Annotated in this window: 22 protein-coding genes; 9 read left to right on the top strand and 13 right to left on the bottom strand. The window is 57.9% G+C overall.

Annotated elements, in window-relative coordinates:
* The first annotated feature begins 257 nt into the window (after positions 1–257).
* On the top strand, positions 258–2,675 hold the full coding sequence (locus tag AC5S27_RS09450) for a tetratricopeptide repeat protein (RefSeq protein ID WP_493934317.1): 2,418 nt from the start codon (positions 258–260) through the stop codon (positions 2,673–2,675).
* Between the two features lie 82 nt (positions 2,676–2,757).
* Here AC5S27_RS09450 and AC5S27_RS09445 read toward each other — a convergent pair whose 3' ends face one another.
* Entirely contained in the window at positions 2,758–3,393 is a 636-nt protein-coding gene (locus AC5S27_RS09445) for a hypothetical protein (protein ID WP_493937294.1), read from the bottom strand.
* A gap of 11 nt (positions 3,394–3,404) precedes the next feature.
* Positions 3,405–5,222 carry a TonB-dependent receptor gene (locus AC5S27_RS09440; protein WP_493934316.1) on the bottom strand — a complete coding sequence of 606 codons (1,818 nt, stop codon included), beginning with the start codon at positions 5,220–5,222 and terminating at the stop codon, positions 3,405–3,407.
* A 313-nt stretch (positions 5,223–5,535) separates the two neighbouring features.
* Here AC5S27_RS09440 and AC5S27_RS09435 point away from each other — a divergent pair, with 313 nt between their 5' ends.
* Positions 5,536–5,856, top strand: a complete 321-nt coding sequence (locus AC5S27_RS09435; protein WP_493934315.1) for a c-type cytochrome — start codon at positions 5,536–5,538, stop codon at positions 5,854–5,856.
* A 110-nt stretch (positions 5,857–5,966) separates the two neighbouring features.
* The gene (locus AC5S27_RS09430) at positions 5,967–6,113 is read left to right on the top strand and encodes a lmo0937 family membrane protein (RefSeq protein ID WP_493934314.1); all 147 of its coding nucleotides are present in this window, start codon (positions 5,967–5,969) and stop codon (positions 6,111–6,113) included.
* A gap of 83 nt (positions 6,114–6,196) precedes the next feature.
* Here the strand turns inward: AC5S27_RS09430 and AC5S27_RS09425 are convergent, their stop codons facing one another.
* Together AC5S27_RS09425 and AC5S27_RS09420 are read right to left on the bottom strand one after the other, a co-directional pair.
* A complete protein-coding gene (locus tag AC5S27_RS09425) occupies positions 6,197–7,375 on the bottom strand; it encodes a LacI family DNA-binding transcriptional regulator (protein WP_493934313.1) in 1,179 nt (392 codons plus the stop codon).
* Positions 7,376–7,590: 215 nt separating this feature from the next.
* Positions 7,591–8,493: a carbohydrate kinase family protein gene (locus AC5S27_RS09420; protein WP_493934312.1), complete on the bottom strand. Its 903-nt coding sequence runs from the start codon at positions 8,491–8,493 to the stop codon at positions 7,591–7,593.
* Between the two features lie 172 nt (positions 8,494–8,665).
* Here AC5S27_RS09420 and AC5S27_RS09415 point away from each other — a divergent pair, with 172 nt between their 5' ends.
* Positions 8,666–9,610, top strand: coding sequence for a branched-chain amino acid transaminase (locus AC5S27_RS09415; RefSeq protein ID WP_493934311.1), 945 nt, complete (start codon positions 8,666–8,668; stop codon positions 9,608–9,610).
* A gap of 76 nt (positions 9,611–9,686) precedes the next feature.
* On the opposite strand, the gene AC5S27_RS09410 is transcribed toward AC5S27_RS09415, so the two are convergent.
* From AC5S27_RS09410 to AC5S27_RS09370, 9 genes are all read right to left on the bottom strand, one after another.
* A complete protein-coding gene (locus AC5S27_RS09410; protein WP_493934310.1) occupies positions 9,687–10,424 on the bottom strand; it encodes a 4'-phosphopantetheinyl transferase superfamily protein in 738 nt (245 codons plus the stop codon).
* Positions 10,421–11,842, bottom strand: coding sequence for a 2-oxo acid dehydrogenase subunit E2 (locus AC5S27_RS09405; RefSeq protein WP_493934309.1), 1,422 nt, complete (start codon positions 11,840–11,842; stop codon positions 10,421–10,423). The genes AC5S27_RS09410 and AC5S27_RS09405 overlap by 4 nt, the downstream gene beginning before the upstream one ends.
* Position 11,843: 1 nt before the next feature.
* Positions 11,844–13,805 carry a dehydrogenase E1 component subunit alpha/beta gene (locus tag AC5S27_RS09400; protein WP_493934308.1) on the bottom strand — a complete coding sequence of 654 codons (1,962 nt, stop codon included), beginning with the start codon at positions 13,803–13,805 and terminating at the stop codon, positions 11,844–11,846.
* Between the two features lie 363 nt (positions 13,806–14,168).
* Entirely contained in the window at positions 14,169–15,413 is a 1,245-nt protein-coding gene (locus AC5S27_RS09395) for a BON domain-containing protein (protein WP_493934307.1), read from the bottom strand.
* 255 nt (positions 15,414–15,668) lie between these two features.
* Positions 15,669–16,424, bottom strand: coding sequence for a WecB/TagA/CpsF family glycosyltransferase (locus tag AC5S27_RS09390; RefSeq protein WP_493934306.1), 756 nt, complete (start codon positions 16,422–16,424; stop codon positions 15,669–15,671).
* A gap of 9 nt (positions 16,425–16,433) precedes the next feature.
* Positions 16,434–17,426 (bottom strand): NAD-dependent epimerase/dehydratase family protein, encoded by a 993-nt coding sequence (locus tag AC5S27_RS09385; RefSeq protein WP_493934305.1) that lies wholly within the window; start codon positions 17,424–17,426, stop codon positions 16,434–16,436.
* A gap of 258 nt (positions 17,427–17,684) precedes the next feature.
* Positions 17,685–18,305, bottom strand: a complete 621-nt coding sequence (locus AC5S27_RS09380; protein ID WP_493934304.1) for an outer membrane beta-barrel protein — start codon at positions 18,303–18,305, stop codon at positions 17,685–17,687.
* A gap of 220 nt (positions 18,306–18,525) precedes the next feature.
* Positions 18,526–19,128 carry an HD domain-containing protein gene (locus tag AC5S27_RS09375; protein ID WP_493934303.1) on the bottom strand — a complete coding sequence of 201 codons (603 nt, stop codon included), beginning with the start codon at positions 19,126–19,128 and terminating at the stop codon, positions 18,526–18,528.
* Positions 19,128–20,138: a type I phosphomannose isomerase catalytic subunit gene (locus AC5S27_RS09370; protein ID WP_493934302.1), complete on the bottom strand. Its 1,011-nt coding sequence runs from the start codon at positions 20,136–20,138 to the stop codon at positions 19,128–19,130. The genes AC5S27_RS09375 and AC5S27_RS09370 overlap by 1 nt, the downstream gene beginning before the upstream one ends.
* A gap of 512 nt (positions 20,139–20,650) precedes the next feature.
* On the opposite strand from AC5S27_RS09370, the gene AC5S27_RS09365 reads away from it, so the two are divergent.
* From AC5S27_RS09365 to AC5S27_RS09345, 5 genes are all read left to right on the top strand, one after another.
* Entirely contained in the window at positions 20,651–22,069 is a 1,419-nt protein-coding gene (locus AC5S27_RS09365) for a UDP-glucose dehydrogenase family protein (RefSeq protein WP_493934301.1), read from the top strand.
* 133 nt (positions 22,070–22,202) lie between these two features.
* Complete coding sequence (locus AC5S27_RS09360; RefSeq protein ID WP_493937293.1) at positions 22,203–23,129, top strand: UDP-glucuronic acid decarboxylase family protein; 927 nt, start codon at positions 22,203–22,205, stop codon at positions 23,127–23,129.
* A gap of 352 nt (positions 23,130–23,481) precedes the next feature.
* Entirely contained in the window at positions 23,482–23,778 is a 297-nt protein-coding gene (locus AC5S27_RS09355; protein ID WP_493934300.1) for a hypothetical protein, read from the top strand.
* 140 nt (positions 23,779–23,918) lie between these two features.
* A complete protein-coding gene (locus AC5S27_RS09350) occupies positions 23,919–25,043 on the top strand; it encodes a hypothetical protein (protein ID WP_493934299.1) in 1,125 nt (374 codons plus the stop codon).
* A gap of 851 nt (positions 25,044–25,894) precedes the next feature.
* Positions 25,895–26,698, top strand: a complete 804-nt coding sequence (locus AC5S27_RS09345) for an ABC transporter ATP-binding protein (RefSeq protein ID WP_493934298.1) — start codon at positions 25,895–25,897, stop codon at positions 26,696–26,698.
* The last annotated feature ends 100 nt before the right edge of the window (positions 26,699–26,798 follow it).

Raw genomic sequence — 26,798 nt, 5'->3', positions numbered from 1 at the left:
AGCAGTTCCATGCGTATTTTGGGCAACCCGTAGCGTCCCACATTGCAAACCAGACCCATTTTTGGCAATTCATGGGTCGAAATTCCCCGTTCACTGCTTTCTGGCTGGGTCGCTGAGGCTGAATTTGACCAGCTGAAAGACAAGCTGTGCCAACCGGAATTCTCCATCGGAGGGTGGATGACAGTTTCCGCTTCAGTCCACTATTGTTCTGAGTGGATAATGGCTGCTTCAGGCCATGTGGGAAGCCAGGCGGATCAATGCATCGCAGGATAGACGGGAACGGGACGGAAGGCTCATTGAAGGGAACCAACCGAGGGAATGCTCTCCGGCGTGGCGTAGCACTGCTCTTCGGCGCGGGGGCGTTGGTCATTGCGGCGTATGGCATGGTGAGCGCGGTTCAGGCCGGAAGCGGACAGCAGCAGCCGGCTCCGCAACAGCAGCCGACCGCTCTGGAAGAGGGGACGTTTGGGCCAACACCCGGTGCGCCTGGGACTTCCGGCCAGACTGCGGGGGCGGCAGCGCCTTGGCTCTCGGTTCCGCCTACGGAATATCACAAGCACATCGCTTCGAAGTACAACTACGCCTTCGGCAAGGAGTCGCCCTTTCTTCCCTCGAATGCGACGACGGTCAATGGCGAGTTCTACAGCCCGAAAAGCTTTTTGACCGCGCAGTACTGCGGACATTGCCACCAGGAGAGCTATCACCAGTGGCGGCAGTCCGCGCACTCGAACAGTTTCCGTTCGCCTTGGTACGTGAAGAACGTGAACGCACTGATTGAGGAAAAGGGCGTGCAGTTTTCGCGGCACTGCGAGAGCTGCCACAACCCTGTCGCCCTGCTCTCCGGAGATCTGTCGCAGGGCATGCCGCGCAAGCGGCCCTTCGACGATGAGGGTGTGACCTGCTCCACCTGCCACTCGATTACGGCGACGACGACGATGGGAACGGGCAGCTATACGATGGGCATTCCCGCGGTGCTGGTGGATGAGGCCGGCGCACCGCTCACGCGGCCGGTTGCGGACAGCGAGATTCTGGCCCATCTCGACCGGCACTCAAAGGCGGTGATGAAGCCGGTGCTGCATACCTCGGAGTTCTGCGCGGCGTGCCACAAAGCTGCGCTGCCGAAGACGCTGGACGACTACAAGTGGCTGCGGGCGATGACTCCCTATGACGAGTGGCAGTTGGCCAGCTTCACCAAGCAGTCGCCGCTTCCCTTCTATCGTAAGGATGTCGTTTCGACCTGCCAGACATGCCACATGGCGCGCGAGGCAATGCCTGCAACTTCGTCTGACTATGGTGCGAAGGAAGGCAAGCTGGTCAGCCATCGCTGGCTGGGCGCGAACACGCTGGTGCCGCAGTATTTCAAGTTCGATGAGCAGGCGGAGAAGACGGTTGCGTTCCTGAAGAACGGTGTGTTCAACGTAGACATTTTCGCGCTTGAGAAGGAGAACGGCAATGCGCCCGCGACGCTGGTGGCTCCTCTTGGGCTGGTACCGGTGAGCATCGCCGCAGGCGATACCTTCGTTGCCGATGTTGTCATCCAGAACAAGGGCGCGGCGCATTCGCATGTGCCGGAGCAGCGGGACTTCTACGAGTCCTGGGTGGACTTCACTGTGAAGGATGCGGGCGGCAAGACGATCTCCGAGAGCGGATTCCTCCGGCCGGATGGAGAGCTTGATCCTTCAGCTCACTCGTTTACCAATCGCATCATCAACAACAAGGGTGAATTCAACGACCGGCACCAGGTTTGGAACAATCGCGTGCTGGCCTACAACAATACGATCCAGTCAGGCAGATCGCAGCTTGTTCGCTATCGATTCCGCGTGCCGAAGGGTACGACGGGCAGCTTCAGCATTACGGCCACGGTCAAGTATCGCCGATTCAATCAGCACTTCATCGACTATGCGATGAATGCCAAGCACTATCCCGAAGTGGTTGTCGATATGGCGGGACAGACGCGGACGTTCAATATCGGTGACAACGCTCCCGTAAAGCCGGAGGCGGACGAAAACAAGGAGTGGATGCGCTGGAACAACTACGGTATCGGCTTGCTGGATGCGCAGCAGTATGCGGCTTCGGTGAAGGCATTTGAGCATGTTGCGACGCTGCGGCCGGACTACGCGGATGCTTTCACCAATCAGGCAGTGGTGCAGATTCTGTGGGAGAAGTATGACGATGCGCGGCCGAACCTGGCGAAGGCTCTGTCGCTCCTTCCGGGCGATCCGCGTGCGCTTTACTATCGTGCGCTGGTGGAGCGGAACGCTGGTCAGGTGAAGGAAGCTGTTGTGGATCTCGAAGCGGTGCTGGCGAAATATCCTCGCTCGCGCGATGCGCTGCGTGAGCTTGGCTTCAGCTACTACCAGGAGCACAACTACCCCAAGGCCCGCGATATCTACGAGCAGTTGCAGGGTGTCGATCCAGATGATCTGGCGGCCCACTACAATCTGGCGATTCTGTATCGGCGGCTTGGCCAAAAGGAAAAGGCAACGTTCGAGGCAGCTCGCTTTGCCGATGAGAAGGATGACCCGACCGCTTCGGTATACGCGCTGCAGTTCCTGCGAAACCATCCTGAAGTGGCCAACGAAAGTATCGTCTGGCATGCTCATGACATTACCGGCGACCCGGTGAAGAAGCCTGCCAAGATCGAGTACACCTACATGTCCGGCGGCGGACTTTAGCCCAGACGGAAACGCCCCGCACCTTGAGCGCAGATCTCGCGGTGCGGGGCGTTTCTCTTTGCGTTGAAGCCGGCGCGGAAGACTAGCGGCCCTTGGAACCATAGCCCAACTGGAAGGTGACCATCACGCTGCGTCCCGGTACCAGCGTGAGCGTGTCACTGGGGTTTACGACATACGGCACAGCTGGGGTAGCCGCAAGGCCCGGCGTGACGCCAACGATGTTGTGATTGTCGAAGAGGTTATTGAAGCTCAGCTTGATCTTTGACTGATCGAAGCGTGAACCATTGCGCAGGGTGTAGTTGAAGAAGAGGTTGGAGATCGAGAAAGGATCGATGGGTACTGCCTGATGCACCGAGCCATTGTCGTTGTACATGGTACCGATGCGCTTGTTGAAGAAGCCTAGATCCCAGTTCTTGTTCTGGTAGGTGAGTCCTTCGCTCTCGGTATCGTGCGGTGCGCTTGCTACCCAGGCAACCGGCGTTGCTGCAATCGCTGGAGTCGTTGCCGTTGCAGCCGTTGCGGGTGCTGCCACGTACTTTGCCGAGCCTACTGTGCCGTTGAGGAATACGCTGAGTCCGTGACCGAGGAAGACGTTGCCCTCTGCCTCAAAGCCCTTGGTGCGCGATGCCGGGTTGGCGTAGTCGTAGGAGAAGCCGGTGGGGTCAGTGAACGACGAATAGGCGTTCTGGAAGCGGCTGTAGTAGCCGTCGCAGTCCAGGCTGACGCGGTTCAGCTTGAGGACAGAACCGGCCTGATAGGTGTTGGTAGTTGTCGGATTCGGAAGCCCTTGACGGCTGCATTCTTTACGTCAAAGACGCTGCTGGGCGGAATCACGCTGCCGCGTCCATACTGTGCGTAGACAGATAGATTTGGACGAAGCCTGTAGTTTGCTTCAACCGAGGGAAGCCATGAGTTGTAGCCGGCGCTATGCCTGACGTATGGTGCCCCATTGAGGCTGCCAACGACTTTCCCGTTGTCCGCGTACTGCTTCAGGTTCATATTGTAGTAGGCATCCTTGATGCCCGCAGTGATGGTGAGTTTCGGGATCGCGACGAGCTGATATTCCGCGAAGGGCTGCACCGAGTTGGTCACGAACTCTTCGTGAAAGTTCGGCACTGCGGCATCGATCCATGTAGTAGGATCGGTCGGGATCTGGTAGCGATCGGTATGCGCCCACTCGTACCAGAGGCCTGCGCGGAAGACACCGTACTTCGAGGCTGAGCTAGCTGTGAGTGTGTCGCCACCTTTGTTGTAGGAGTTCTCTTTGTCGGTTGCGCTGGTTGGAGATATCTTGGTGCCGCTGCCGTTGTAATGCTGGTGGTTGAAGTAGGAATAGGTATAAGCCTTCTCATCCAACTTCCATCCGTGGCCCAATTCCGTATTCAGACCGATGTATTCGAAGTTCGTGGGGACGTGGTAGAAGAAGTACTTATAGTAATTGGGATTAAGTTTGCCGTTGGCCAGGTATTGATTCCCGTCGAGCAGATAGTTCAAGCCATACTGTGCAACCTGCGCTCGTGTAGGCCCGTTCGCGTTGGGCGTATTTGAATCAAGGATGACTACGCTGCTAAGCAGGAAAAGCTGCGTGCGGTCAGAGAATTTGTAGTTGAACTTCACTGCCGATGCAGTACGGATCTGATAGTTGTAAGTCTGGTAGCCGTCCGAGTTGAGATGATTCACGTCGAACCAGAGGTTTGCCTTGGGAGCCTTGCCCGGCAGCGCAAAAAGGCCCGTGTTGTAGTCCACCTGAATCAGCCTAGTGTTGAACGAGCCGTAGGAATAACCGGCCTTCAATCCTTTGTCGCTTGTCAGTTGGGGTGAGAGCAGATGAATCGAGCCGCCGAAGTTGGTGGGGCCGATGTCGGAAGCTGTGCCGGGGCTGCGATCGAAGTCTACGCCGCCAATCGTGGGGCCGGGGAAGAACGCCCACGAGTGATGCGATGGGGTGTTGGTGTCCTCGAAGGGAATACCGTCGTAAGTGATCGTGTATTGACCGTCGGCAAAGCCGCGGAAGTAGGTGTTGCTCTGGCCGAGACCTACACCGTTGGGGCTTACGCTGAAGGTGCCTGGAGCGGCCTGCAGGATGTCAGTGAAATCGGTCACCTGCGAGGTGAATTCACGGATGTATTGGTTGGTGATGACGCTGCGCGCGGAGCCTGCGTCAAGGAGTGCCTTGACCGGCGCGAGCTGCGCGGCGACGGAAGTATCCGCTTCTGCATTGACGGTGACCTGTTCGGCTACCGAGGCAAGCGTAAGTGTGAAGTTCAACGCTGCCGCGGGATTTGCTCCGATCGCGACGCCGGTGCGTGTGACTGGCGCAAATCCGGCTACCGCTACGTCTACGGTGTAGGTGCCAGGAGCTAATCCGCCAACAGAGTAACGACCCTCGCCATCTGTGACGGCGCGGCGTACTTCCTGACGAGCTTCGTTACGCACGGTGATTGCCGCGCCGGCGATCGCCTGACCGCGCTGATCCGCGACTGTTCCCTGTAAGGTGGAGGAAACTGGTGACTGTGCTTGTAGAGTGGGGGCAAACTGCCCAGACATACTTCCTGTACAAAGTAGAACCGCATATAAACAAAGATTTCCGAACGGCCTCATTCACAAGACTCCAATGAACCCGGGACGATGCCCGGCTCACGAATTTAACTTCACGTTCACCATAAGAAGGCGATGCGAACCTTTGTTAACAATCCCGTGAAAAGCCATTCATCAAACGTGTGGTGAATTTTCATATTTCCGTGAAAACGGTTGCAGCCCTCATGCGACCCGATGAAGACAACTTGAGCTGCGGTTTCCTGCAGGAAGGGTCAAAAATGAGAGACTGGTTACTGTGAATGCGCAATCCAAAACCTTCCGCATGCTGATCCTCGCCGGTGTCGCCGGGATGGCATCTCTTCCCTCGTTGGCACTCTCGAAGAAAGACAAAGAACTGGCGGGTGCAGCTCTCTACCATGACAAGGGCTGTGCCTATTGCCATGGCGATCGCGGGCAGGGCTCCGGTAAGGGACCGTCGCTCGCACATCTGCGAAAGGACTGGAAAGCGCCTCGCATTGCTGCACAGATTGAAAACGGCGGACAGAAAATGCCCAGCTTTAAGGATTCGATCTCTGAAGCCGAAATCGACCAATTGGTTGCCTATTTACGCAGCAAACACGGCCCTTCCGCTTCCTCTAAGTAGAATCTGAAGCCCTGTTCAATCCGACTCAGTAAAGCCGGAAGTGTTCTGCGACGATTCTAGTCGCGCTACTCCCCCGGCGCTGCTCTGCTGTGCAGAGCTTGGAGACGGAAATGCTTTGGACTATCTTTGTAGTACTGCTCATCCTTTGGCTTTTGGGATTCACCCTGCACGTCGGTGGCGGACTCATTCACATCATCCTTGTGGTTGCAGTCATCGTACTGATCTACAACCTCATCACCGGTAGACGAGTCGTCTAGTCTCACCGCTTAAACCACTTGTTCGAGCCAGCCGTAAACAGCTTGACCTCGCCCTCGGGGGCTCATCTGAATGCTCGCGTCCGCTAAGAATTCAGATGAGCTCCGCAGGACCGCCGGACTACCAGCCGGGTCGGAAGCAAAACATCCCGCGTTGGCAGCTCCGGGTGTTCGAGCCGTTCCAGCATCGTTGCCATCGCGATCACCCCGATTGCAGTGCAATTTTGATGCATCGTGGTAAGCGGTACAGGCAGCAGACTGGCGTACTTCACATCATCTATTCCCACGACACGAATCTCTTCCGGAATGTTGCGTCCCATGGTGAACAGCGTCTGCATGATTCGGGCGGCTGTCACATCGTTTCCGCAGATGATGCCCTCAGGATTGGAGCGGTCGAGCATCTCCTGAACGAAATTCAGGTCCAGCGGGCTGCCTCGCCATGCTGGCTCAACATCCGGCCGAACACCGAACCGGCGCAATGCTTCATGAAATCCTGTGATACGCCCATCGATCGTGGTTGCGGAATGCACCTCAGCGATGAAGACGAGACGCGTCAGACCCATCTTGAGAAGATGCTCGGTGGCCAGATAGCCTGTGCGGCGGTTGTCGATCCCGACGAGATCGTGCGCTGAGCGATCGGGATACGGCATGTAGCAGCGATCGAGGAGGACGGTCGGCACTCTTGCCCGCTCCAGGGCTCGTATGATGCGCTTGTTGGTTGAGTCTTTCTCAGGAATCATCTCGAGTGGCGCAAAGAATACACCGGAGACCTTCTGGGTCATGAAGTATTGCGCCATGTGCTCTGCTTCTTCTGCTGTCTCTTCGCCGGTGAGCGAACCGCCCGAGCCAGCATTGCCCCAGAGCAGCGCATCGGGCCGCGCGAACGGGGAACGCATCATTCCATGACAGATCGGCTCGAAGATCTCGGTACGCCCAAGTTCCGGGATGAGCAGGCCGAATGTATATCCATCCGCTTGCTTCTTTGCCTGCACATGCGTGCCCGCGCCGGGACGCCTGGTCACCAGATTCATCCGTTGCAGCTCAAGAACGGCCTTCGCCACGGTGATGCGCGAGGCGTCGAACATCGTGCCCAGTTCCGCTTCGCTGGGTAGCCGGTCACCGGGTTTGTATGCACCGGATTGGATGCTGCTGTGCAGGAAGTCGAAAACCACCTGATGTTTTGGTACTTTTCGCGTGCTGTCGGAACGCACCAGCTCAGAAATTGCCACGGCTTCCGTCGGCGGACTCTTACGTTGTTTCACCATGCACCAATCCAGGTTTTCTGAAGTTTGTGCGGACCGCGCCCACCCAATCTGAGTGGGCTTCGTGCCGTTTTGCTGTCTGACAGGGGAGTCGGAGAGTTCTCTAAGTTCACGCTTATGCTACACGAATGTATGCTTCATTGTTGATACATTTCCACAAGGAGGAGCGGCTCGCGCCAAGGCCAAAGCGCGGTGCCACGGAGACCTATTGCCTCTCCTCAACCTTCGATCTGGGCCGTAATCCGCCGGAGTGTCTCAGCATCGATCGGAGGCATGGCGCCATGTTGCGACGCGACAAAACTGCCCCAGCGATTCCCTGCCTCGTTTAATACCGAGAGCGGCGCACCGCGCAGCAGGTAGGTGGTCATGGCGGCAGTGAAGGCATCACCGGCGCCGATGGTGTCGGCTACCTTGATGGCGATTCCCGGATGCCGGTGCGACCCTGACCGGCTGACCAGAAGGCTGCCCTCGCCGCCGCAGGTGATCGCAACAAGACTCAAAAAAGGAAATTCAGCCAGCAGGATCTCCGCTGCATCCTGGAGCGAGCCGGACGAGGCCAGGCCCAGCAGGCTCAGCACCATCGGCACCTCAACATCATTCATCTTCATGACCGACGCCAGTTCCAGCGATTCGCGAACGATCCCGGCGCTGTAGAAGGGTGCGCGCAGATTCACGTCGAAGATTCTCTGGCACTCAGGCTTGGTGGCCCGTACGAGCGCATGAATCGTCTCACGCGACTGCGGGCTGCGCTGTGCGAGCGACCCAAAACAGACCGCATCGGCGGAGGACGCAGCAGCCAGCCACGCATCACTCAATTCGAAGAAGTCCCACGCCACCGGTTGATGGATGGTGTAGCTGGGCTGGCCGTGCTCAAGATGCACTGTCACCTTGCCGGTTGGCTGCTCCGCATCCATCTGTATTTGGCTGCAATCTACCGGAAATGGCCGAAGCACTTCAAGCGCCTGCTCTCCTAGTGCGTCGCGCCCGATGCGGCTGATGATCGTGGCGTGATTGCCCAGTCGGCCTGCCATCACGGTGTAATTTGCAGGAGCGCCACCCAATTGCGGCCCCTCCGGAAGCATGTCCCAAAGCAACTCGCCAATCCCCAGAATCTTATACACGAACGTTCCTCGCGGCCATCAACATCCAATCGATTGTATGACCCGGATGTCTGTTTTTGGAGAATTCCGTGCATCTTCGTGACACCTGTCCCTTGTTCGCGTTACCCTGATGGGTAACTGCAAAGCGAATTTCGACTCGACAGAAACGACAGAACAGAGAGGTCCTCAACTCATGCCCATCCAGCCGACAGAAAAAATCTGGCGCAATGGTCAGCTCATTCCCTGGGAACAGGCGAATATTCACGTGATGAGCCACGTAGTTCACTACGGCTCCAGCGTTTTCGAAGGTATCCGTTGCTACGGTCAGCCCTCGGGCGCGGCCATCTTCCGGCTGCCGGAACACATGCAGCGGCTGATTGATTCGGCCAAGATTTACCGCATGACGCTGCCCTACTCGCTGGACGAGCTGTGCGCGGCGGTGGTGGACGTCGTCGAAAACAACGGCGTGGCTCCCTGCTACATTCGCCCGATCGCCCTGCGCGGCTACGGCGAAATTGGTGTGAACCCGACGGGATCGCCGATCGATATTTACATTGCGAACTTCCCATGGGGCAAGTACGTTGCGGGTGGACACGGCGGCGCGGATGTCTGCGTGAGCAGCTGGAACCGCCTGGCACCGAACACCATGCCGGCGCTGGCCAAGGCGGGTGCGAACTACATGAACTCGCAGCTGATCCGCATGGAAGCCGACATCAACGGTTACTCCGAGGGCATCGGGCTGGACGTGAATGGCCTGGTCTCCGAGGGCTCCGGCGAGAACATCTTCGTGGTGCGCAACGGTGTTGTCTATACTCCGCCGCTGGCCAATTCAGCGCTTTCCGGCATCACGCGGGACTCGGTTGTGACCATCGCCCGCCATCTCGGCCTGCCTGTGGTCGAGCAGTCGATGCCGCGCGAGTTGCTGTACATTGCCGACGAAGTCTTCTTCACCGGGACCGCTGCCGAGGTTGCGCCGATCCGCTCGATTGACCGCATTGTCATCGGCGATGGCACTCCGGGGCCGGTCAGCAAGCAGATTGCGGATGAATTCTTTGGCATTGCGAACGGACTGAAGCCGGATCGATTTGGCTGGCTTACGCCGGTCAAGGTGGACGCTGCTGTGCCTGCCAACGTTTAAGTAACGAGCTGAAAAGGCATGAGGGGATGAGCCTAGGCTCATCCCCTTTTCCTTTCACACCGCTTTGCTGAGACAGCTAGATGCCGAAGAGCTTAGCGAGGCCACGCGACTTCTTCGCTGAGGGCTGGATGGCTTCTTCGATTTGCGGGGCGATTGCTTCCACCACTGCTGCCGGAGCCGCGTAACCGGTCACGACAACAGCGGTGGCGACAGTTTCCGTGTGCGAGATGCTGACGACGTGCGGCAGGCGCTCAGGGCCGCTAGCGGAATCGAGCGTGAGGTATGGCTGGCCATTCGACTCGTGAGCTACAGCTGTCGCTGCCGGGCTTACGTCGCGAAAGCCACTGTCGCATTTACGCAGCGCTTCCTTAGCGCACCAGAAGCCGGCGAAATGCGTGCGTGGCTCGGCTTGCAGGACGGCGTAGGCGATCTCAGACTTGGCGAACGAGTCTTTGTAAAACTCGTGCTCCCAATAGTCGACGGCGACGGGCAGCGATGGTACGTCTTCCACATCCAGACCTACCTGCAGTGTGCCGGAGGTGCCAGCGGCGGCTGCAGGAACAGCGGCAGTGTAAGACGCCGTGGGAGCAGCAGCCGTTGCTGTTTCGCCGGAGAGCAGTGTCACTAACCCGGCGAAGGTAGCGGGCTTTGAGCCGAGCGGCAGTGCCAGTCCGAGGCGCTTGAGGCCGAGACGGACCTTGGCTGAGCCGAGCGAAGTGTTGAGTGACGCCAGCGAAGTTGTGTCCGTTATCTCCGCCGGGGAGACCATCATCATTGTCGCGATCAGACCACGGATTTCTTCTTTGTTGATCATGACAACTCCGCGAGGCAGACCGAGCAGACGTACCCGGCTGGGATCTCCGACTTCACCAGCATGCCGCGAATGGACTTGAGCGTGGCTACGTCGCGCTGGCAGAGGGCGCAGTATGGTTCGCCTTGCACCGGCGCGGGCTGGACTGGCGCGGGTTCGAGAGCGGCGTGAGCTTCCAGTCTTCCAGCGAGTTCGCGAACGAACTGCGCGGCTTTGCGGCCTTCGGCGAGTTGATGATCGAACGCGAGGGTGAGGAAGAGAGTCTCGTTGCCTGCCCCATCGAGTTCGCCACCGACGCCGAGGATAGCTGACTGCCCCTGGCTGATGAGCGGGTGGAACTGGCTGATCCCGTCCGCTGAAAGGTCAGAGATGGTGAAGGTTCCGCCGAGGAAGTCTGCCGTGGCGAGCTTGCCCTCGACGTAGCTGTCCACGTGCCGCTGCATGATCTCGACGATCTCCTGCACGGTCTTCTGGTCCGCCTGCGGGACGACGGGGACCATGAGACCCTGGCCGCCGTCGATGGCGAAGCCTACGTTGACGTCAGAGTAAGTGCCGATCTTGCCGCGATCGTGGATAGCGTTGAACTCTGGATACTTACGGAGGAGCCGGGCAGCTTCAAAGATCGTCAGAGCGCCGAGGCCCATTTCGGTGAGACCGAGGCGTTCCAGGCGTGCGCGCAGACGCGGCGCGCGGACCGGTGACGTGACCTGGCTTTGGATCGTGCGTGCCTGGCCCTGGCCGAGGATCTTGGCCTCGAAGGTCTTGCGGCGCGGCAGGTCTGCCCAGTTGACGCCGACGCCAGCAACAGGTGCGTTCTCGACCGGCTCGGCTGCGACCGGAGCTGTGGCTTTCGCCGGAGCGGCTGCTTTGGGAGGAGCTGCTGATTCTGCGGGCAGCTTGCCGGCGCGGCGCAAAACGTCGTCGCGGCGAACGAGCGATCCGCGCTTGAAGCTTTCCTTTTCGAAGCCGAATTCGGCGGCGAGCTTTGCGGCGAGCGGTGTAAGGCGGGCTGGCGGCAGGTCGGCGTCGTCGATGACTGCGTCGGTCGCGGTGTCGGTTGGCACGCCAGCCTTCAGAGTAGGTGCTGCCGGTGCGGTAGCTTCGGGAACTGGGGTAGGCGCTGTCTGCGCGGCGGGGGTTGGAGCCGCTGCGGGCGCAGTGGGTTTCGCCGATTCAGGAACAGCCACGCCTTCCGGCGCGATCTGGCAGAGCGTGGAGCCGACGGGAACCTCGTCGCCAGCTTTCGCCGTATACATCACCGTGCCCGCTTCAGGGGCCTCGATGTCCATCACCGCTTTGCTGGTTTCGATCTCGCAGATCTGCTGATCTTTGGTGACCTTCGAGCCCGATTCGACCTTCCACGAGAGGATGCGGACACTCTCGTCGTTCACCGTTTCCTGCGGGATTGTTACTGTGATCATCTCAGGCATAAGTCACCAACTCGGCTACTGCGGCAACGATAGCATCGGCACCGGGCAGGCTATCCAGTTCTGCGGCCTTGCTTGAGGCCAGGGGGTGGGGCTTGGCACCGAGGCGCTTGGCTACGAGCGGCTCGCCGGCCATCGCCTGATAGACCTCAGAGACTACCTCCGCCCCGAATCCGGCGAAGGCCTGGCCTTCTTCGACGACGAAGAGGCGGCCGGTCTTCTTCACCGAGTCGAGGATGGGCCGGTAGTTCAGCGGGTAAAGCTGGATGGGGCAGATGATCTCGACCACAACCTCGTGCTCATCAAAGAGCTTGTCCGCAGCCTTCTCCGCTTCGGCCAGTGTGCCGCCGTAGCAGACGATGGTGACATCGGGCTTAGCGTTCGAGCGAATGCGTGTGGTGGGGAATGTTTCGTTCGAATGCTCGGCCCAATAGCCTGCGACCGTTGCATGGCTGACCCACTCGCCGTACATGATCTTGTTCTCGATCACGATTGTGGGACGGTCGATGGTCTCGAAGAGCTTCTCGTAGACGAGGTAAGGATCGAAGCGTGCATTCAGTGCCAGCAGGCGCGTGCCGGGTAGACCGAGGAAATGCTTTTCGAGGCACTGGCTGTGGGTTGCGCCATAGCCGCGACGGCCGCCCATCGGGGTGCGAATGATCGTCGGCACCGTGACCTGGTCGTTGTACATCCACTTGAACTTTGAAGCGTGATTGATGACCTGGTCGGCAGCCAGCGTCATGAAGTCGCCGAACATGATTTCGCAGACCGGGTGCATGCCGACCAGGGCGAGGCCGTTGCCGATGCCGACAATGGCTGCCTCGCTGATGGGCGTGTTCTTGACCCGTCCGGGGAAGGTGAGGCTCAGGTCCTTGGTGACTTTGAAAGCGCCGCCGTATGGGCCTTCGATGTCCTCGCCGAGGATGAACGCACGCTTGTCTGCGCCCATCTGCTGTTTGAGCGCCTGGTAGATGCGGGTTACGACGCGCTCCTTGCCTTCGATGGTGGTCTTGGTCCAGATGGGCGCGGAAAGATCGACTTCTTCATCGACGCCGTTTTCGGCAAAGCCTGCTGGCGTAGCCAGTTCTACTGCGCGATCGATCTTTGCTTCGGCTTCGGCTTTGATCTTTGCTGCTTCTTCGGGGAACTGCTCGGTGAAGCGGGTGATTGGATCGTTCGCCCAATAGCGGGCGAGCTCATCCTTGGGCCGGTCATCATCGCCCTTGGAGTGCGCCATGAGACGCGAAGTATCGACGCGGAAGAAGGCCGGGCGGCTCTCCTTGCGCATCTTGCTCACAGCGGTCGCCATCAGGTCGTGGAGCTCTTTCGGATTGGCGGTGTTGCCGTGATAACTGTCGATACCGAAGGCTTCCGCGCGGGCGCAGATATCGCCGGAGAGCGTCAGCGTCTGTGAAGTGCTTTGCGCGTACAAATTGTTTTCAAGCACGATCATCATCGGAAGATCCCACTTCGAGATGATGTTCAGTGTCTCGTAGAGTGTGCCTTCGCCGAGCGTACCGTCGCCGATAAACGTAACCACGACATTGCCGGTGTTGTTGAGTTTCTGAGCCAGCGCCATGCCTGCGGAGACAGGCGTCATGCCGCCTTGAATGCCGTTCGAATAGACGCCATGCGCGCAGATATGCTGGCTGCCGCCGCGGCCGCCGCAGATGCCGGTAATACGGCCCATAACTTCCGCCATCAGGCCATCGGCATCGCCGGTGCGGGCAAGGTAGTGACCGTGGCAGCGATGATTGCTAACCATCAAATCGCCATCGATAAGTTGGCTGGAGACGGCAACACCGGTAAACTCCTGACCGATACAGGTATGCACCGTGCCGAAGAGTTTACCTTCAGAAAATAGCTTTAGTAGTCGTTCTTCAAAAGACCGGATAAGAAAGGCATGCGACCAGGAAACAGCGTCGCAGGATAAGACCTCATAGTTCAATCGAGCCATCCTCACTCTTCGCTAGCCAATCAGGCGCAGGAAGATGATCGTAAGAAGTTCAGGATGCGGGAGGGATTTCGAATCCGCATCGGGGTGAACAACTCTATGCGTTGCTTACACCTACGCAGGGTATTCGGCAGGCATAACGGACGGGAACCACACCCTCATGGTTTCACGGAGGACCCTGTGTGTCAACGCGAATAGAGTACTGGGACGTTACCTTCTGGTACTGGTAATGAGACGCGCTTCGTGCATGTAACGATGCCTGGTGTGGAATAAGAACGGTAGATGAAAAGATATCGGTAAACAAAAAACCAGCCCGGGGAAATCTGCCCGGGCCGGTACCTAAAGTTAGGTGGTGTACGGCGGAATTTAGTATGGGCGATAGTAATATCCCGGCGGAGGAGGCGGAGGCGGATAACCGCGGCGATAGAGCGTCGGGCGCGGGGCCGGATACGGAGCATTCGCTGCCAGACGTTGTGCTTCCGCACGGCTCACCGGCATCACGGTGATCGGCGCGGTCAGATGAAAGTCCATCGGGGCCTCAGCCGAGATCCAGACGCGTGGCCCGGGAGTTGCAGCGGAAGCTGCTGTTCCGCCCGCTGCACCGGCTCCAGCTCCGATCGCTGCGCCTTCGCCGCCGCCCACTGCGCCGCCAATGATCGCGCCAAAGAGAGCACCACCGATAGCGTTTCCTACAGTACGGCCAGCCTTGTTCGGACCCTTGACTTCAAACGGTTCAACAGCCAGATCGTATGCTTTGCCTTCCAGCTGCAATGACTGCAGGGTAAGAGCCAATTCCGGGCTCCCGCCAAGAGCTCCCGCCTTCTTGACGTCCGTCACCTGACCAAGGACCGTAGCGCCACGCGGAATCGCCAGCACACCGCCAACGTAAACATCGCGCATTATGGTGTACTCCACGGGAGTGCCGGGCTTGGCCTTCTTGCTATCCAAAGACTCGCTGGTTCTTACCTTGATCAGCGTGCCCTGCGGAATCGTTACCGGCTCGCGCGGCGGCTCGGGCAACTGCGCCATCTGCGGCTGATACGGAGCAGGACGATAGCTGGGCCGCGGCGTTGGAGCATATCCCGGCTGGCCATTCGGCTGATTCCCCGGTTGCGGCGCGGGTTGCGGCGCATAGTTCGGGTCAGCATTCGGATAGGGAGCAGGCTGCGGAGGATTGTCATTGCCCGCGACCTGGGGGGCAGGCTCGGGCTGCTGGCCAACACCACTTGCGTCTGCCGCCTGCTGTGGATCACCCACCTTGAGGCTGTTGACGACCTTTGTTACGCCGGGAACTTTGCTCGCGGTTGCCTCGGCAAGCTGCCGGTTCGCTTCGCTGGCAGAGGTGCCGGAGAGGGTCACTTCGCCCTGTACCGTGGCAGCCGTGATCCAATCCTGCTGCAATGCCTGCTGAGCGTCGAGCGCATGCACGACATCCACTTCAATCTGACTGTCTGTGCGCTGTCCGGTTGCGGGTTCGGTCTGCTGAGCTGCAGGAGCTTGCCCGTTCTGGTCCTGCGCGAAAGCGCTGGCAGCGCCCAAGGTGAAAGTTCCGCCCAAGCCCAGCGTCAACGCTACCGAACCAAAAATGCGGAGTGAGTAATTCGTATTCATCGCCATATGTCTCCAACCCGGCCTTGTTCTCACCAACATATAGGGCCGACGTTTCCTTTGCTCCCGAGCGTGACCTTCCGCCGGAAGCTGACATCCTGTTAGACCCAACTCCAAAAGAAAAGTTCCGCAGGAATTCTTCGTCCGCAAACGAACGGGGCAACTCCGATTGGAGCTGCCCCGCCGATTGACACATTTGGAAGAAAGTATTGCGTAGAAATGATTTGATCTTGCACTGCAAAATGCTGGAGCTGAAAGCTAGAGGCTGACGACCGGCAACCGGTCCCGGTACTTCAATAAGAGAGGCGCCAGGTGCCGCGCGTCCCAGTAACGCGGAAAAAATCGTTTTGGATCGGCAATCGTCCGGTACAGCCATCCCAGGCCAAGCGTGTCCGCCCAGGCTGGGATATGGACCTGATCGCCGCTCAAAAACGCAATCGCCGCGCCGATGCAGTGAATCGCGGGAGTGTAGCTCAGGTGCTGCTTGAGATACAGCCCAAGCCGCTCCTGCGTGCCACCACCGATACCCAGGATGATGTGCTTCGGTTTCCGCTCCTCGAGCCTCTCCAACAATTCCTCGTCGGAGATCACCGCGCCGTAAAGCGGAGCCAGGTAAACATCCTCATTGGCAACACTGACGCCCTCCTGCCGCAGGTAGCGCAGATTACGCTGCGCGCTGTTGGCAGTGGGCATAACCCAGAAAGTATTGCCGAGCTCCTTGAAATGAGGCTCCTCGATCAGTGCCCGGAGATACTTCAATCCCGACAGCTTGGGAATGCGGTTGCTGTCAATCAAGTTCCAGAGCAACACCATGAAGGCGCTGTCAGCGATGGCAAAATCCGCCCCCAGCAGCGCTTCACGATAGCCCTTGTCAACAGCAAGATTCTTGAGCGCTGGCGCCGCAGGCACGACGACGAGACCGCCGCGCTGCGACACCGCTTCAATGGCACCCTGGGCGTCACCGACAAAAAACCGAACGCCCAGTATCTGCTGGAACCGAGGAGGTGAACTCATGCATGACTCCTACTTGGTGGTTACGCCGGCAAGCATCTGCTGATCGATCCAGGCCATGGTCTTTTCCAGCCCGTCGCGGAGTTTGATGCTGGGCTCCCAGCCCAGATATTTTTGGATCAGGGTGTTATCGCTGTTGCGGCCATTCACGCCCTTGGGAGCGCTCAGGTTATAGATCCGCTTCAACTTCACACCGGCCAGATCCTCTGCGATATCGACGAGCTGGTTGATGGTCACCAGCTCACTCGAACCGAGATTGATCGGCTCGAGAATGTCGCTGTGATAGATGTCCAGAACACCCTTGGTGCAGTCGTCGACGTACATGAAGCTGCGTGTCTGATGCCCATCGCCCCAGATCTCAATCTCGTGAACGCCGGAAGCCTTGGCTTCGAGGACCTTACGGCAGATCGCCGCAGGAGCCTTTTCGCGGCCGCCGTGCCACGTGCCGAGAGGCCCGTAAACATTGTGGAAACGAGCTACGCGTGTCTCCAGACCGTAGTCTTCACGGAAGTGACGGCACATGCGCTCACTGAATAACTTCTCCCAGCCATAACCATCTTCCGGCAACGCGGGATACGCATCTTCTTCCTTCAACGCAACAACGTCGGGGTTGGTCTGCTTGTCGCCGTTGTACACACAGGCGGATGACGAATAGAAGAATCGCTTGACGCCCTGCGCGCGGGCTGCAACCAGCATGTGGGTGTTGGTAAGAACACTCAGCATGCAAAGAGCCTTGTTATTCTCGATGAAGCCCATGCCGCCCATATCAGCAGCTAGTTGGAACACGGAGTCGATGCCTTCCGTAGCCTGCATGCAGTTGTCTTTTTCCTGCAAATCCAGGCTGAGGCTTTCCGCCTTCTTATTTTGCTGGTACCACTCGTCCAACGGTTTCACATCAACCGCACGAACGCTCGCTGCGCCCTCCTCAAAGAGTCTGTTGACGAGATGGCCTCCGATGAAACCACCAGCACCGCAAACTAGAGCGTGTGCGCCACGAATGTGCATAGGCTAAGTAGTCCTTTCTTGGGTATAAGTGCCGAGAATGTTGGGCTGCTGCCAGACTATGAACATCGGCCACGGGACAAAGCAAACCGAACAATGACGCGGGTGCGACGCTCGATTCAACTCCGTGGCACGTTAAGCAAGTATACCAAGACATTTGAAGTCAGGATACAGAACTAATGTACCCAAAAATACTTCAGAAACCAGGCAACGAATCATCCGGCAAGCAACATCTAAGTGCGCTGAAACCCACTTAGCTGCCTAGTAATGACGGTGAACTCCACGCAGGTAGTAGGTCGCCCCGATGGTGAATCCTGCGGGATTCAATGCTTGCGATCCGCTGCGAAAACCCTTCCAGAACTGATATTCGTATTGCCCGCGGACGTAGAGCGTTCGCCACGTTTTGTACTCTAGCCCGCCGCCGATGGAATAGAGAGCTGACGTTTCGCTGGTGTAGAACGGATTGGTTGTTGGGAAATCCACCTTGCCGATTCCGCCCATACCCTTGACGAAGGGGCGTACATGAAAGACAGGGTGATACTTGTAAATCACGCCAACCTGAACTGTCTCTTGCTTCAAACTGCCGTAGATCGGCTCGTCCGGATAGGGAGACACCGCTTTCGGCTTGTTAGCGAAAATCGATGTTCCTTCCGCCTCAACGCCGATTCCGTGAAACAAATTGTAGTTCGCCCAGGCCGAAATACCAATCATTCGACCGCTCCAGTAAGGCAGATCAGGACGGTAGTAGTCCGTATCGTAGTCGACAATGCCGACACCCACACCCAACGGTAAACCGCTGACTTTCGCCGCGGGCGCCACTTGGGCAAAAACAGGCAGGGTTGCGAGGGATAAAAGCGCTGCCAGGACAAGCTTCGAACGCATTCGATATCTCCTTGTGATTGCAGACCTCCTCCCCCGAGGCCGATCTTGTGCCAAGTGTACAACGGACCAGTCAAAATCCGATGCAAAGAAATTGCAAAGACTTGCAATTAAACAAGCTACACACACCCAATCGATCAACGTGCCCACTTCTGCTCAATCAGACAGGCATAGTCCCAAATCGGGTTGCTGTCCTCCTGGTGCTGTTCCCAGGCTCAGATTTTTAGTACAACAACTCTCCCGCTTCCTCATGGATGGCAGTCAAAAGACGTCGCAGGGCTTCGACCCGCGGACCTGCGAGCGCCCTGGCCCGCGGTAGACTCAGCTTCCCAGGAAGATCCTCAACAGCTTGTTCCAGGACAGGAATTACGTCGGAATAGCTCCGGTAGCGCGTATCCCGGCCAACTTTGACCAGAGCCCGCAGCGCCCCGACGGAACCCAGTTGCTCCAGGATGTCGGCATCCCGAAGCACGACGGCCTCGGGAATCACCGCCTGATCCTTGGGCTGGTGTGTCCGGATCGCTTCCGCCACGACATCCAGCTTTTCCGCCGGAAAACCCCACTTCATCAACAGTTCCCTGCTCTTGCCAATCGTGTACGGGACGTGATCCCACTTCGCCAGCGCTTCCGGATCGGCGGGGCGATGCCCCAAAAACACGCCCAGGTCATGCATCCAGGCCGAGGCGAACAGCACATCGTCGTCGCACCCTTGTCCTTCGGCGATCTGGCGGGCCAATTCATACAGCCGCGGCTGATGGCCAAATTTATCCGCTGGTGCAGCTTCGGCACGGATATACGCCACAACGCTGTCCCGCCAATCCGCCATTAGGCAACTTCCTCTGGCCATCGCGGGGTGATACGAATCAGCTTCAGACCGCCGAGGTCCTCGATCTGCCATTCCGGCGAGGAGGCCGGCACCGCGACGATTCCCCGGCTGGGCAGATCAACCGGACCAAATTCTCCCTCGGCTGCCGAAGTCACGACTCCCGCGCCTTCTGCTGCGAAAAGATAGGTCAAGCCGGGTCCGGTCTCGTCGTCCGACAGCATCGACGGACCGCTTCGCTTGCCGTCAACCTTGATCTCCTCGACACAGAAATAGGCGCGATCCACCAGAACGGTCCTGTCGCTAAGCACCTCGGGCGGCACTTTCCCTGCACCCGTCTGCAGGCGAATCGCCTCGATCGCCTTGGCTACATGCAGTTCTCGGGGACGGCCGTAGTCGTAAAGGCGGTAGGTGAGATCGCAGTTCTGCTGGGTTTCCAGCAGGACGGAACCCGGCCAGATCGCATGCACCGTTCCTGCATCCACAAACACCATATCCCCTGCGGCAACGGGAACAACTTCGAGGCTTTCTTCGAGCGTCCCATCGGCCACGCCACGTTCAACATCCTCGAGGGTGACGCCAGGCAACAGTCCTGCGGCCACTTCGGCTCCGGGCTCAGCCGTAAGGGCATACCAGCACTCGGTCTTGCCGCGCGGTTCGCCGTACTTCTGGGCAAGTTTGTCGTCCGGATGCACCTGCACACTGAGCTTGTCCTTGGCAAAAATCACCTTCAGCAACAGGGGCGACTGGCCCTCCATGCGCTTTGCCGCTGTCGGCCCCAGCATCGCCTCAGCATGCGAGGCGAAGATTTCGGCCAGTGTCTTGCCCTTGGAATCCCCTGTCGCAACACGCGAAGCATCGCCGGTGAGCCAGACTTCGCCGATGGGCGCGGCGTTACCGGTTGTTACGTGGTCGTACCACGGGCGCAGGTCTGGGGTTCCCCAGATCCGCTCGACAAACAGTGGCTCCAGCCGGAATGGCGCCAAAATTTCCAATTCAGAAGTTCCGCTCATAAACCTTCACTCTCGATTGCGTAAAAAACGTAACGATTACCTCACTCTAGCAAACGAACTTTCTTGCAGCATGAAAATCGGGCGCCACGGCAAACATAAGAAACTCATTAAAAACGATGATGTGCAGCGATTTTGCGCCAACCGGACTTGTCAACAAATGATATCGAATACCACTATATGATATTTCTTTAGGCCGCAGGTTACTCCCGGATCATTGAAAACATTGCTCCAAACCGGGAATTCCAGTTACCCTGAGAGTGACCGGCGAAGCTGAAGCCTTCACCAGCAGCTCTCGCGCGCTGACCATCTTTGCTCCAGGGAAGACTTCAGGCTTGTAGCAAGCTTGAATCAGGCTTGTATTGACCGCGACGGGAATGCCGCTGGCCAGAGACCGCTCCAGCCTCCCCCGCAACCGCCGTCAAAGCGCCCTGCCACCCCTAACCGCCGCAGGCGAACTCCGCCTTTCCGGCTCCGGAATATGCCGCCGTTTACCGCCAAGGAGAGTCCTACGCATGTCGAAGCAAGTGTCTATCTGTGTTCTCGGATCAGGGTACGTTGGACTGGTCGCCGCTGTATGCTTTGCTGAGATCGGCCACCGCGTCATCTGCGTCGATAACAATGAAGCTAAAGTAAAGATGTTGAACGAAGGCGGGGTGCCGATCTACGAAGAGCACCTCGAGGACATGCTGGCCAAGCACCTGAACCGTGGTGTTGAGTTCACGACTGATCTGGCTTATGGTGTCGAGCAGTGCGAAGCGGTTTTTATCGCCGTAGGCACGCCTCAGGGTTCGACCGGCTCCGCCGATCTATCGTATGTGGAAGCGGTGGTCAGCGAAATTGCCCGCGCTGTGAACTCCTATAAGGTCATCGTAGAGAAGAGCACTGTCCCTGTTTATACGAACGAGTGGATCAGCCGCGTGATGCACCGTCACGGTGTTCCTCCACAGAATTTTGACGTCGTGTCGAATCCCGAGTTCCTGCGGGAGGGAACAGCGATTGAAGACTTCCTGCATCCTGATCGCATCGTGGTGGGAGCCAATAATGAGCGGGCTGCCGAAGTCCTGCGCCGCATTTATGCTCCATTGACCGATGGCAGCTACTACTCGGCCAAGGATGCTCTGCCGGGCATGCTGAGCGCTGAGAATCCGGCGAAGCTGCTGGTGACCTCTGCGCAAAGCTCGGAGATTATCAAGCACGCTTCGAACGCCTTCCTGGCGCTCAAAATCTCCTTCATCAACGCAGTTGCCAACCTTGCTGAATCCGTCGATGCGGACATTGAAGATATCGCTGCCGGCATGGGCCTTGACTCGCGTATTGGACCGAAGTTCCTGCGCGCTGGCCTTGGGTATGGCGGCTCCTGCTTCCCCAAGGACGTGGCGGCCTTCTATTACGTGGCGCAGCAGCAGGGCGTCGACTTCCAGATCCTGGAAGAAGTAAAGAAGGTCAATGCGACCCAGCAGGATATCTTCTTCAACAAGGTGCGCACGGCGCTCTGGACGCTGCGCGGCAAGAAGCTGGCTGCTCTCGGTCTCGCCTTCAAGGGAGATACGGACGACATTCGTGACTCTCCCGCGATCGAGATCATTCGCAAGCTGATCGATGCGGGCGTTACGATCACGGCGTACGATCCAGCCGCGATCGAGAAGGCCAAAGGCGTGCTGCCTGCTTCCAACAGCATGAAGTACGCTTCAAGCGCGTACGAGGCTGCAGAAGGCGCGGACGCACTACTGATCCTGACCGACTGGAAGGAGTTCGGCAAGCTGGATCTGCCGAAACTCAACCAGGCGCTCAAGTTCCCGATCATCATCGATGGCCGCAACATGTACAAGCCTGCCTACATGCAGGAGCAGGGCTTCACCTACGTCAGCGTAGGCCGTCCCGCAGCCTACACGGCGCAGCAGGGCAAGCCGCGCAAGCTGGTGCTTTCGTAGTCATGATGCAGGCCGGGAAGTTCCCTTCCCGGCCTTTTATTTCTTACCTGCTTTTCCGGCCCTGTCATACTACGACTAGACTTCTGCAACTCTGACCACACTTTCGGAGCGTTCCCCTTTGACTACTTCGCCTATGCGCGTACTTGTAACCGGCGCTGCCGGATTTCTCGGCTCCCACCTTACGGACCGCCTGATTGGCGAAGGCCACTCTGTGATCGGCGTGGACAATCTCTCGACCGGCGATCTGGGCAACATAGCCCACCTCAAGAATGAGTCGCGCTTTGCGTTTGAGCAACTCGACATTTGCCAGCCTTTCGATCCAGGCAAGGTGGATGCTGTGTACAACATGGCTTCGCCGGCGAGCCCGCCGGAGTACTTGAAGCTGGCGATTGAGACGCTGCGCGTTGGCTCCGTTGGGACGGAGAACACTCTGGAGATTGCGCACAAGTATGACGCTGCTTTCCTGCATGCTTCGACTTCGGAGTGCTACGGCGATCCGCTGGAGCATCCTCAGACGGAGAGCTACTGGGGCAACGTGAATCCGGTTGGGCCGCGTTCGGTGTATGACGAGGCCAAGCGCTATGCCGAGTCGCTGACGATGGCTTATCACCGCTACAAGGGCGTGAATACGCACCTAGTGCGGATTTTCAACACTTACGGTCCGCGGCTGCATCCGAGCGATGGACGTGTGATTTCGAACTTCATGATGCAGGCTCTGCGGAACGAGCGGCTGACCGTTTATGGCGATGGCCAGCAGACGCGCAGCTTCTGCTTTGTTGCGGATCTGATCGAAGGCATTCTGCGGCTTTCGCGGTCAGACGAGCATATGCCGACGAACATTGGCAATCCGGTTGAGTTCACCATTCTGGAATGCGCTGAAGCTGTGCTTGAGGTTACTGGTTCGAAGAGCGAACTGGTCTTTGAGCCGCTGCCGCAGGACGATCCTACGCGCCGCAAGCCGGATATTTCGAAGGCTAAGAGGATTCTGGATTGGGAGCCGAAGATCAGCCTGCGTGAGGGGCTGAAGCTTTCGCTGGAGTTCTTCCAGTCGAAGGTCTAGGGCTTCGTTCTCTTCTTTCAGCGAAACAGGGATATTTTCACCTTGGGGGGTGGGGGTATCCCTGTTTTGCTTGTATCGCATTCATTCCAATTGGCTTATTGCTTGTTTTGTGGCGCGTTTGATGCTCTTTTGTGCACTCAATGAGTGCATTCCGCAAAACGTTGAACAGCAGATTCCCTTCGGGAATGACAACAATCGAGGAAAAGCTTGGTGTGAGATTATGCTTGGAATCATTATGCGCTTTTTTCAATCAATAACACGCAACTCAATGCGAAGTTTTTTTGGGGTAGTTAGTTTGGCATAACTCGACAGTGGTATACCGAAACGGTGCGAAAGATGATTCACTTGAGCGGTGTTCCCTCTTGTTCAGTTCGGGGTGGTGTGTATCGTGGTTGCGTATTTGACGCAATACGGCCGCTACTGCCGGAGGCGCAATCGCCAGAGCTGGGATGACATCACCCAACAGATCAGGACCGACGCGGGTGCGTGGGCTCAGTTTCACCATGCCCGCCTCGTGATGGAAATGTGTGACTATGCGGAAACGCATGGGGCTATGCAACTGGGCGAGTTGACCGCATTACGGACGGACGCGATGCAGGTTCGCGCTTCTGTTTTGACGGCGTGGACGACGAAAAGGCCACAGGCCTGAAGGCTACTGCTCCCTCCCTACTCCCTTTCGGGACAATCGGTTTCGGTTTGCGCGATCCGGTCATTTTGGTGGGCTGAGATGATTGGGCCTGTGCGGGTTGTCCTATACTCGCTGCAATGGATTCTCTACTTCGACGGAAATTGAGTTGGGCTGCTATTGCGGTGCTTTCTGTGCCGGCGCTGGGGCTGTTTGGGTATTCGCTGCGGCATCCTGGGGTTCGGGGGAAGGATGACCGGCTGTTCCCGGTTGCTGCTCAGGCTGCGGCGAGTAAGGCTGCTTCGCCTTGGGTGATGCAGGATTCCGGCACGACTGCCGGGTTGCGTGGGATTTATTCGGTGGATGGGAAGATCGCCTGGGCGAGCGGGACTGGCGGGACGGTGCTTCGTACCGTGGATGGCGGGGAGCATTGGGCGAAGTGCGCTGTGCCGGATGGCGACAAGGATGGGGCTACGCTCGATTTTCGTGGGGTGCAGGCTTGGGATGACAAGACGGCGGTTGTGATGGCGAGCGGGCCGGGGGAGAAGAGCAGGCTCTATAAGACGACCGATGGGTGCGTCAGTTGGACGCTTCTCTTCAAGAACCCTGACAAGGATGGATTTTGGGATGCTTTTAACGCACAAGAGCCTTACCTGATAATCGGCGATCCAGTCGACGGTCATTTCACCACGTTCGGTTCTGATGATGATGGAAAAACTTGGAAGCACCTTCACGAGCCGGGCTTGGAGAATCAAGAAAAGGAAGGCGCATTCGCCGCTAGTAATTCTGCTCTTTACTGGGCTGCTGTCGATGATGTCGAAGCATTTGGTTCAGGCGGTCAGTCGGGAGCTCGGATCTTCTTTCATTGCGAGGATTGCACGCAGGTCAAATGGATTGCGGTCGCAATGCCAATGTTTCCTCGGAGAGACTCTGCAGGGATTTTTTCTTTAAATACGAATGCCTCCGGCCATTGGCTTGCCGTCGGCGGAGACTATGCCAAACCAAACGACAGCACCGGAACAGCCGCTTATTCGAGTGACGATGGCAAGACATGGGCTACGGCGATAAAGCCGCCGCATGGGTATCGCTCTTCCGTGGCTTGGAGTGGGGAGCTCAAGGCTTGGATTGCTGCCGGGACGAATGGTTCGGATATCAGCCGGGATGATGGGAAGACCTGGGAGCCGCTGGATGATGGGAACTGGAATGCGCTTTCGTTGCCGTTTGTGGTTGGGCCGAAGGGGCGGATTGGGCGGCTGGGACGCCAGGGTATAGCATTCAACGTTTACTGACTGCTTCGCTCTGCTCGAGGAATTTCAAAATGGTCCCGGCACAAGACTTTTAGGGTGGTTGGATGGCTTCAATGGTCGAAAATGGTCTCGCGGGAAATATCGTCCAAGGCGCGATTGTAATTGTGGTTGGGATTTTGTGTATATGTTTCCCGAAGCAAGTGTCGTTTGCTAGATCTCTTCGAAACGCTCCGGAAGCCGCCATAGGACTCGTTCGATTCTGCGGGTGGATCATCGCACTGAGCGGTCTATGGTTAGTGGGAGTAGGCGTTTGGTCGATATTGTTCGGTCCGTAGATGAAGGAAGCGTGACCATTTCCTCTTGATAGGTGTAGACAAGCAGATTCTGCTGAGTCGAATGACAGGAAGAAAAGCCAGAGCAACGGCAAAGACAACTTCAACCGCAGGTCCTTCGACTTCGCTACGCTTCGCTCAGGATGACAGCATCTTTTGATTTGTTGATAGTGCAACGGCAAGAGCAAATGCAACAGCAGATTCCCTTCGGGAATGACAAACCAAAAATGCCAGGGCAATTGCAAAAGCAAGGACAACGGCAGCGACTCCCTGCCTTTTGTCACTCCCACCTTAACCACGAGTCACCCCAACGACGAAGACCTGTCGTTGGGGACCCCGACTGCGCGGTGAAGGTGGGGCACCCGGATTTCGTCCCTTCCGCCCGGTGGTTTGTGATGGTGCTGGCGGAAGTGCTCGGATTTGTAGGGATTGGGGAGAGGCTGCCGGTGGCGGTTCTGCTTCCAAATGAGGCTGTTGTGCATCCAACGAAAGTAGCACTTTATCTTTGCGCTGTTGCTGGCGTTCTTCCCACTTTGCCGCGTTAGGATATGAGTCATAGGAATGAAACAATCCTTCTCCACCTCGGGTTCGTATGGGAGCAGTGTAGGCGCTCCTGTGCTTGAGCCGGTGGGGTATGGAACCGGACCGGATTCCAGCCAAATTGAGCCGTTGCTGCGGGTTAGCGGGCTTTTCAAGGAATATGCGGGCAACTCGAAGTCCGGGCGCGGCGCACTGCATCTCTTCAACGGGCTTGATCTGGAAGTAAAGCGCGGCGAGCTGGTGGCGATTGTTGGCCAGTCGGGAAGCGGTAAAAGCACACTTTTGCACATGCTGGGGGCTCTTGATGCGCCTTCGGCGGGAACGATATACTGCGCCTCCACTCAGGTGACAAAACTGAGCGTGCGGGAGGCTTCGCGCTTCCGCAATGAGAAGGTTGGGTACGTCTGGCAGTTTCATTACCTGCTGCCCGAGTTTACGGCGCAGGAAAACGTGGCGATGCCGTTGCTGGCGCGGGGAGGCAATTCCGGAATTGCCCGGCGCGAGGCGATGCAGGAAGCGGCGGCTTGGCTCGGGGAAGTCGGTTTGGCGGACCGGGCGGCACATCGTCCCGGTGAGCTGAGCGGTGGTGAGCAGCAGCGCGTGGCTCTGGCACGGGCGCTGGTGACAAAGCCGCAGTTGTTGCTGGCGGATGAGCCGACGGGCGATCTGGATGGTGCGTCGGCGGATCTGGTGTTTGGTTTGATTGAACGGCTGCACGCGGTGCACGGTCTTACCTCCGTGCTGGTAACGCACAACCTGGAACTGGCCGGGCGATGTACCCGGACTCTACGATTAGTGGGTGGCAGGCTCGAACCTGTCGCCTGAGGCAATTCCACCAAGGACAGTGCGTTCGTTACTCAACACAATTCGCGGTAAACCCCCAATCTGTTCCTTCCGGGAATTCGTTCTCTGGATGAATAGCCAC

It is taken from the genome of Acidicapsa borealis, assembly GCF_059115245.1.
The sequence above is the reverse complement of the archived record's forward strand: the minus strand, read 5'-3'. Positions and strand labels throughout refer to the sequence as shown.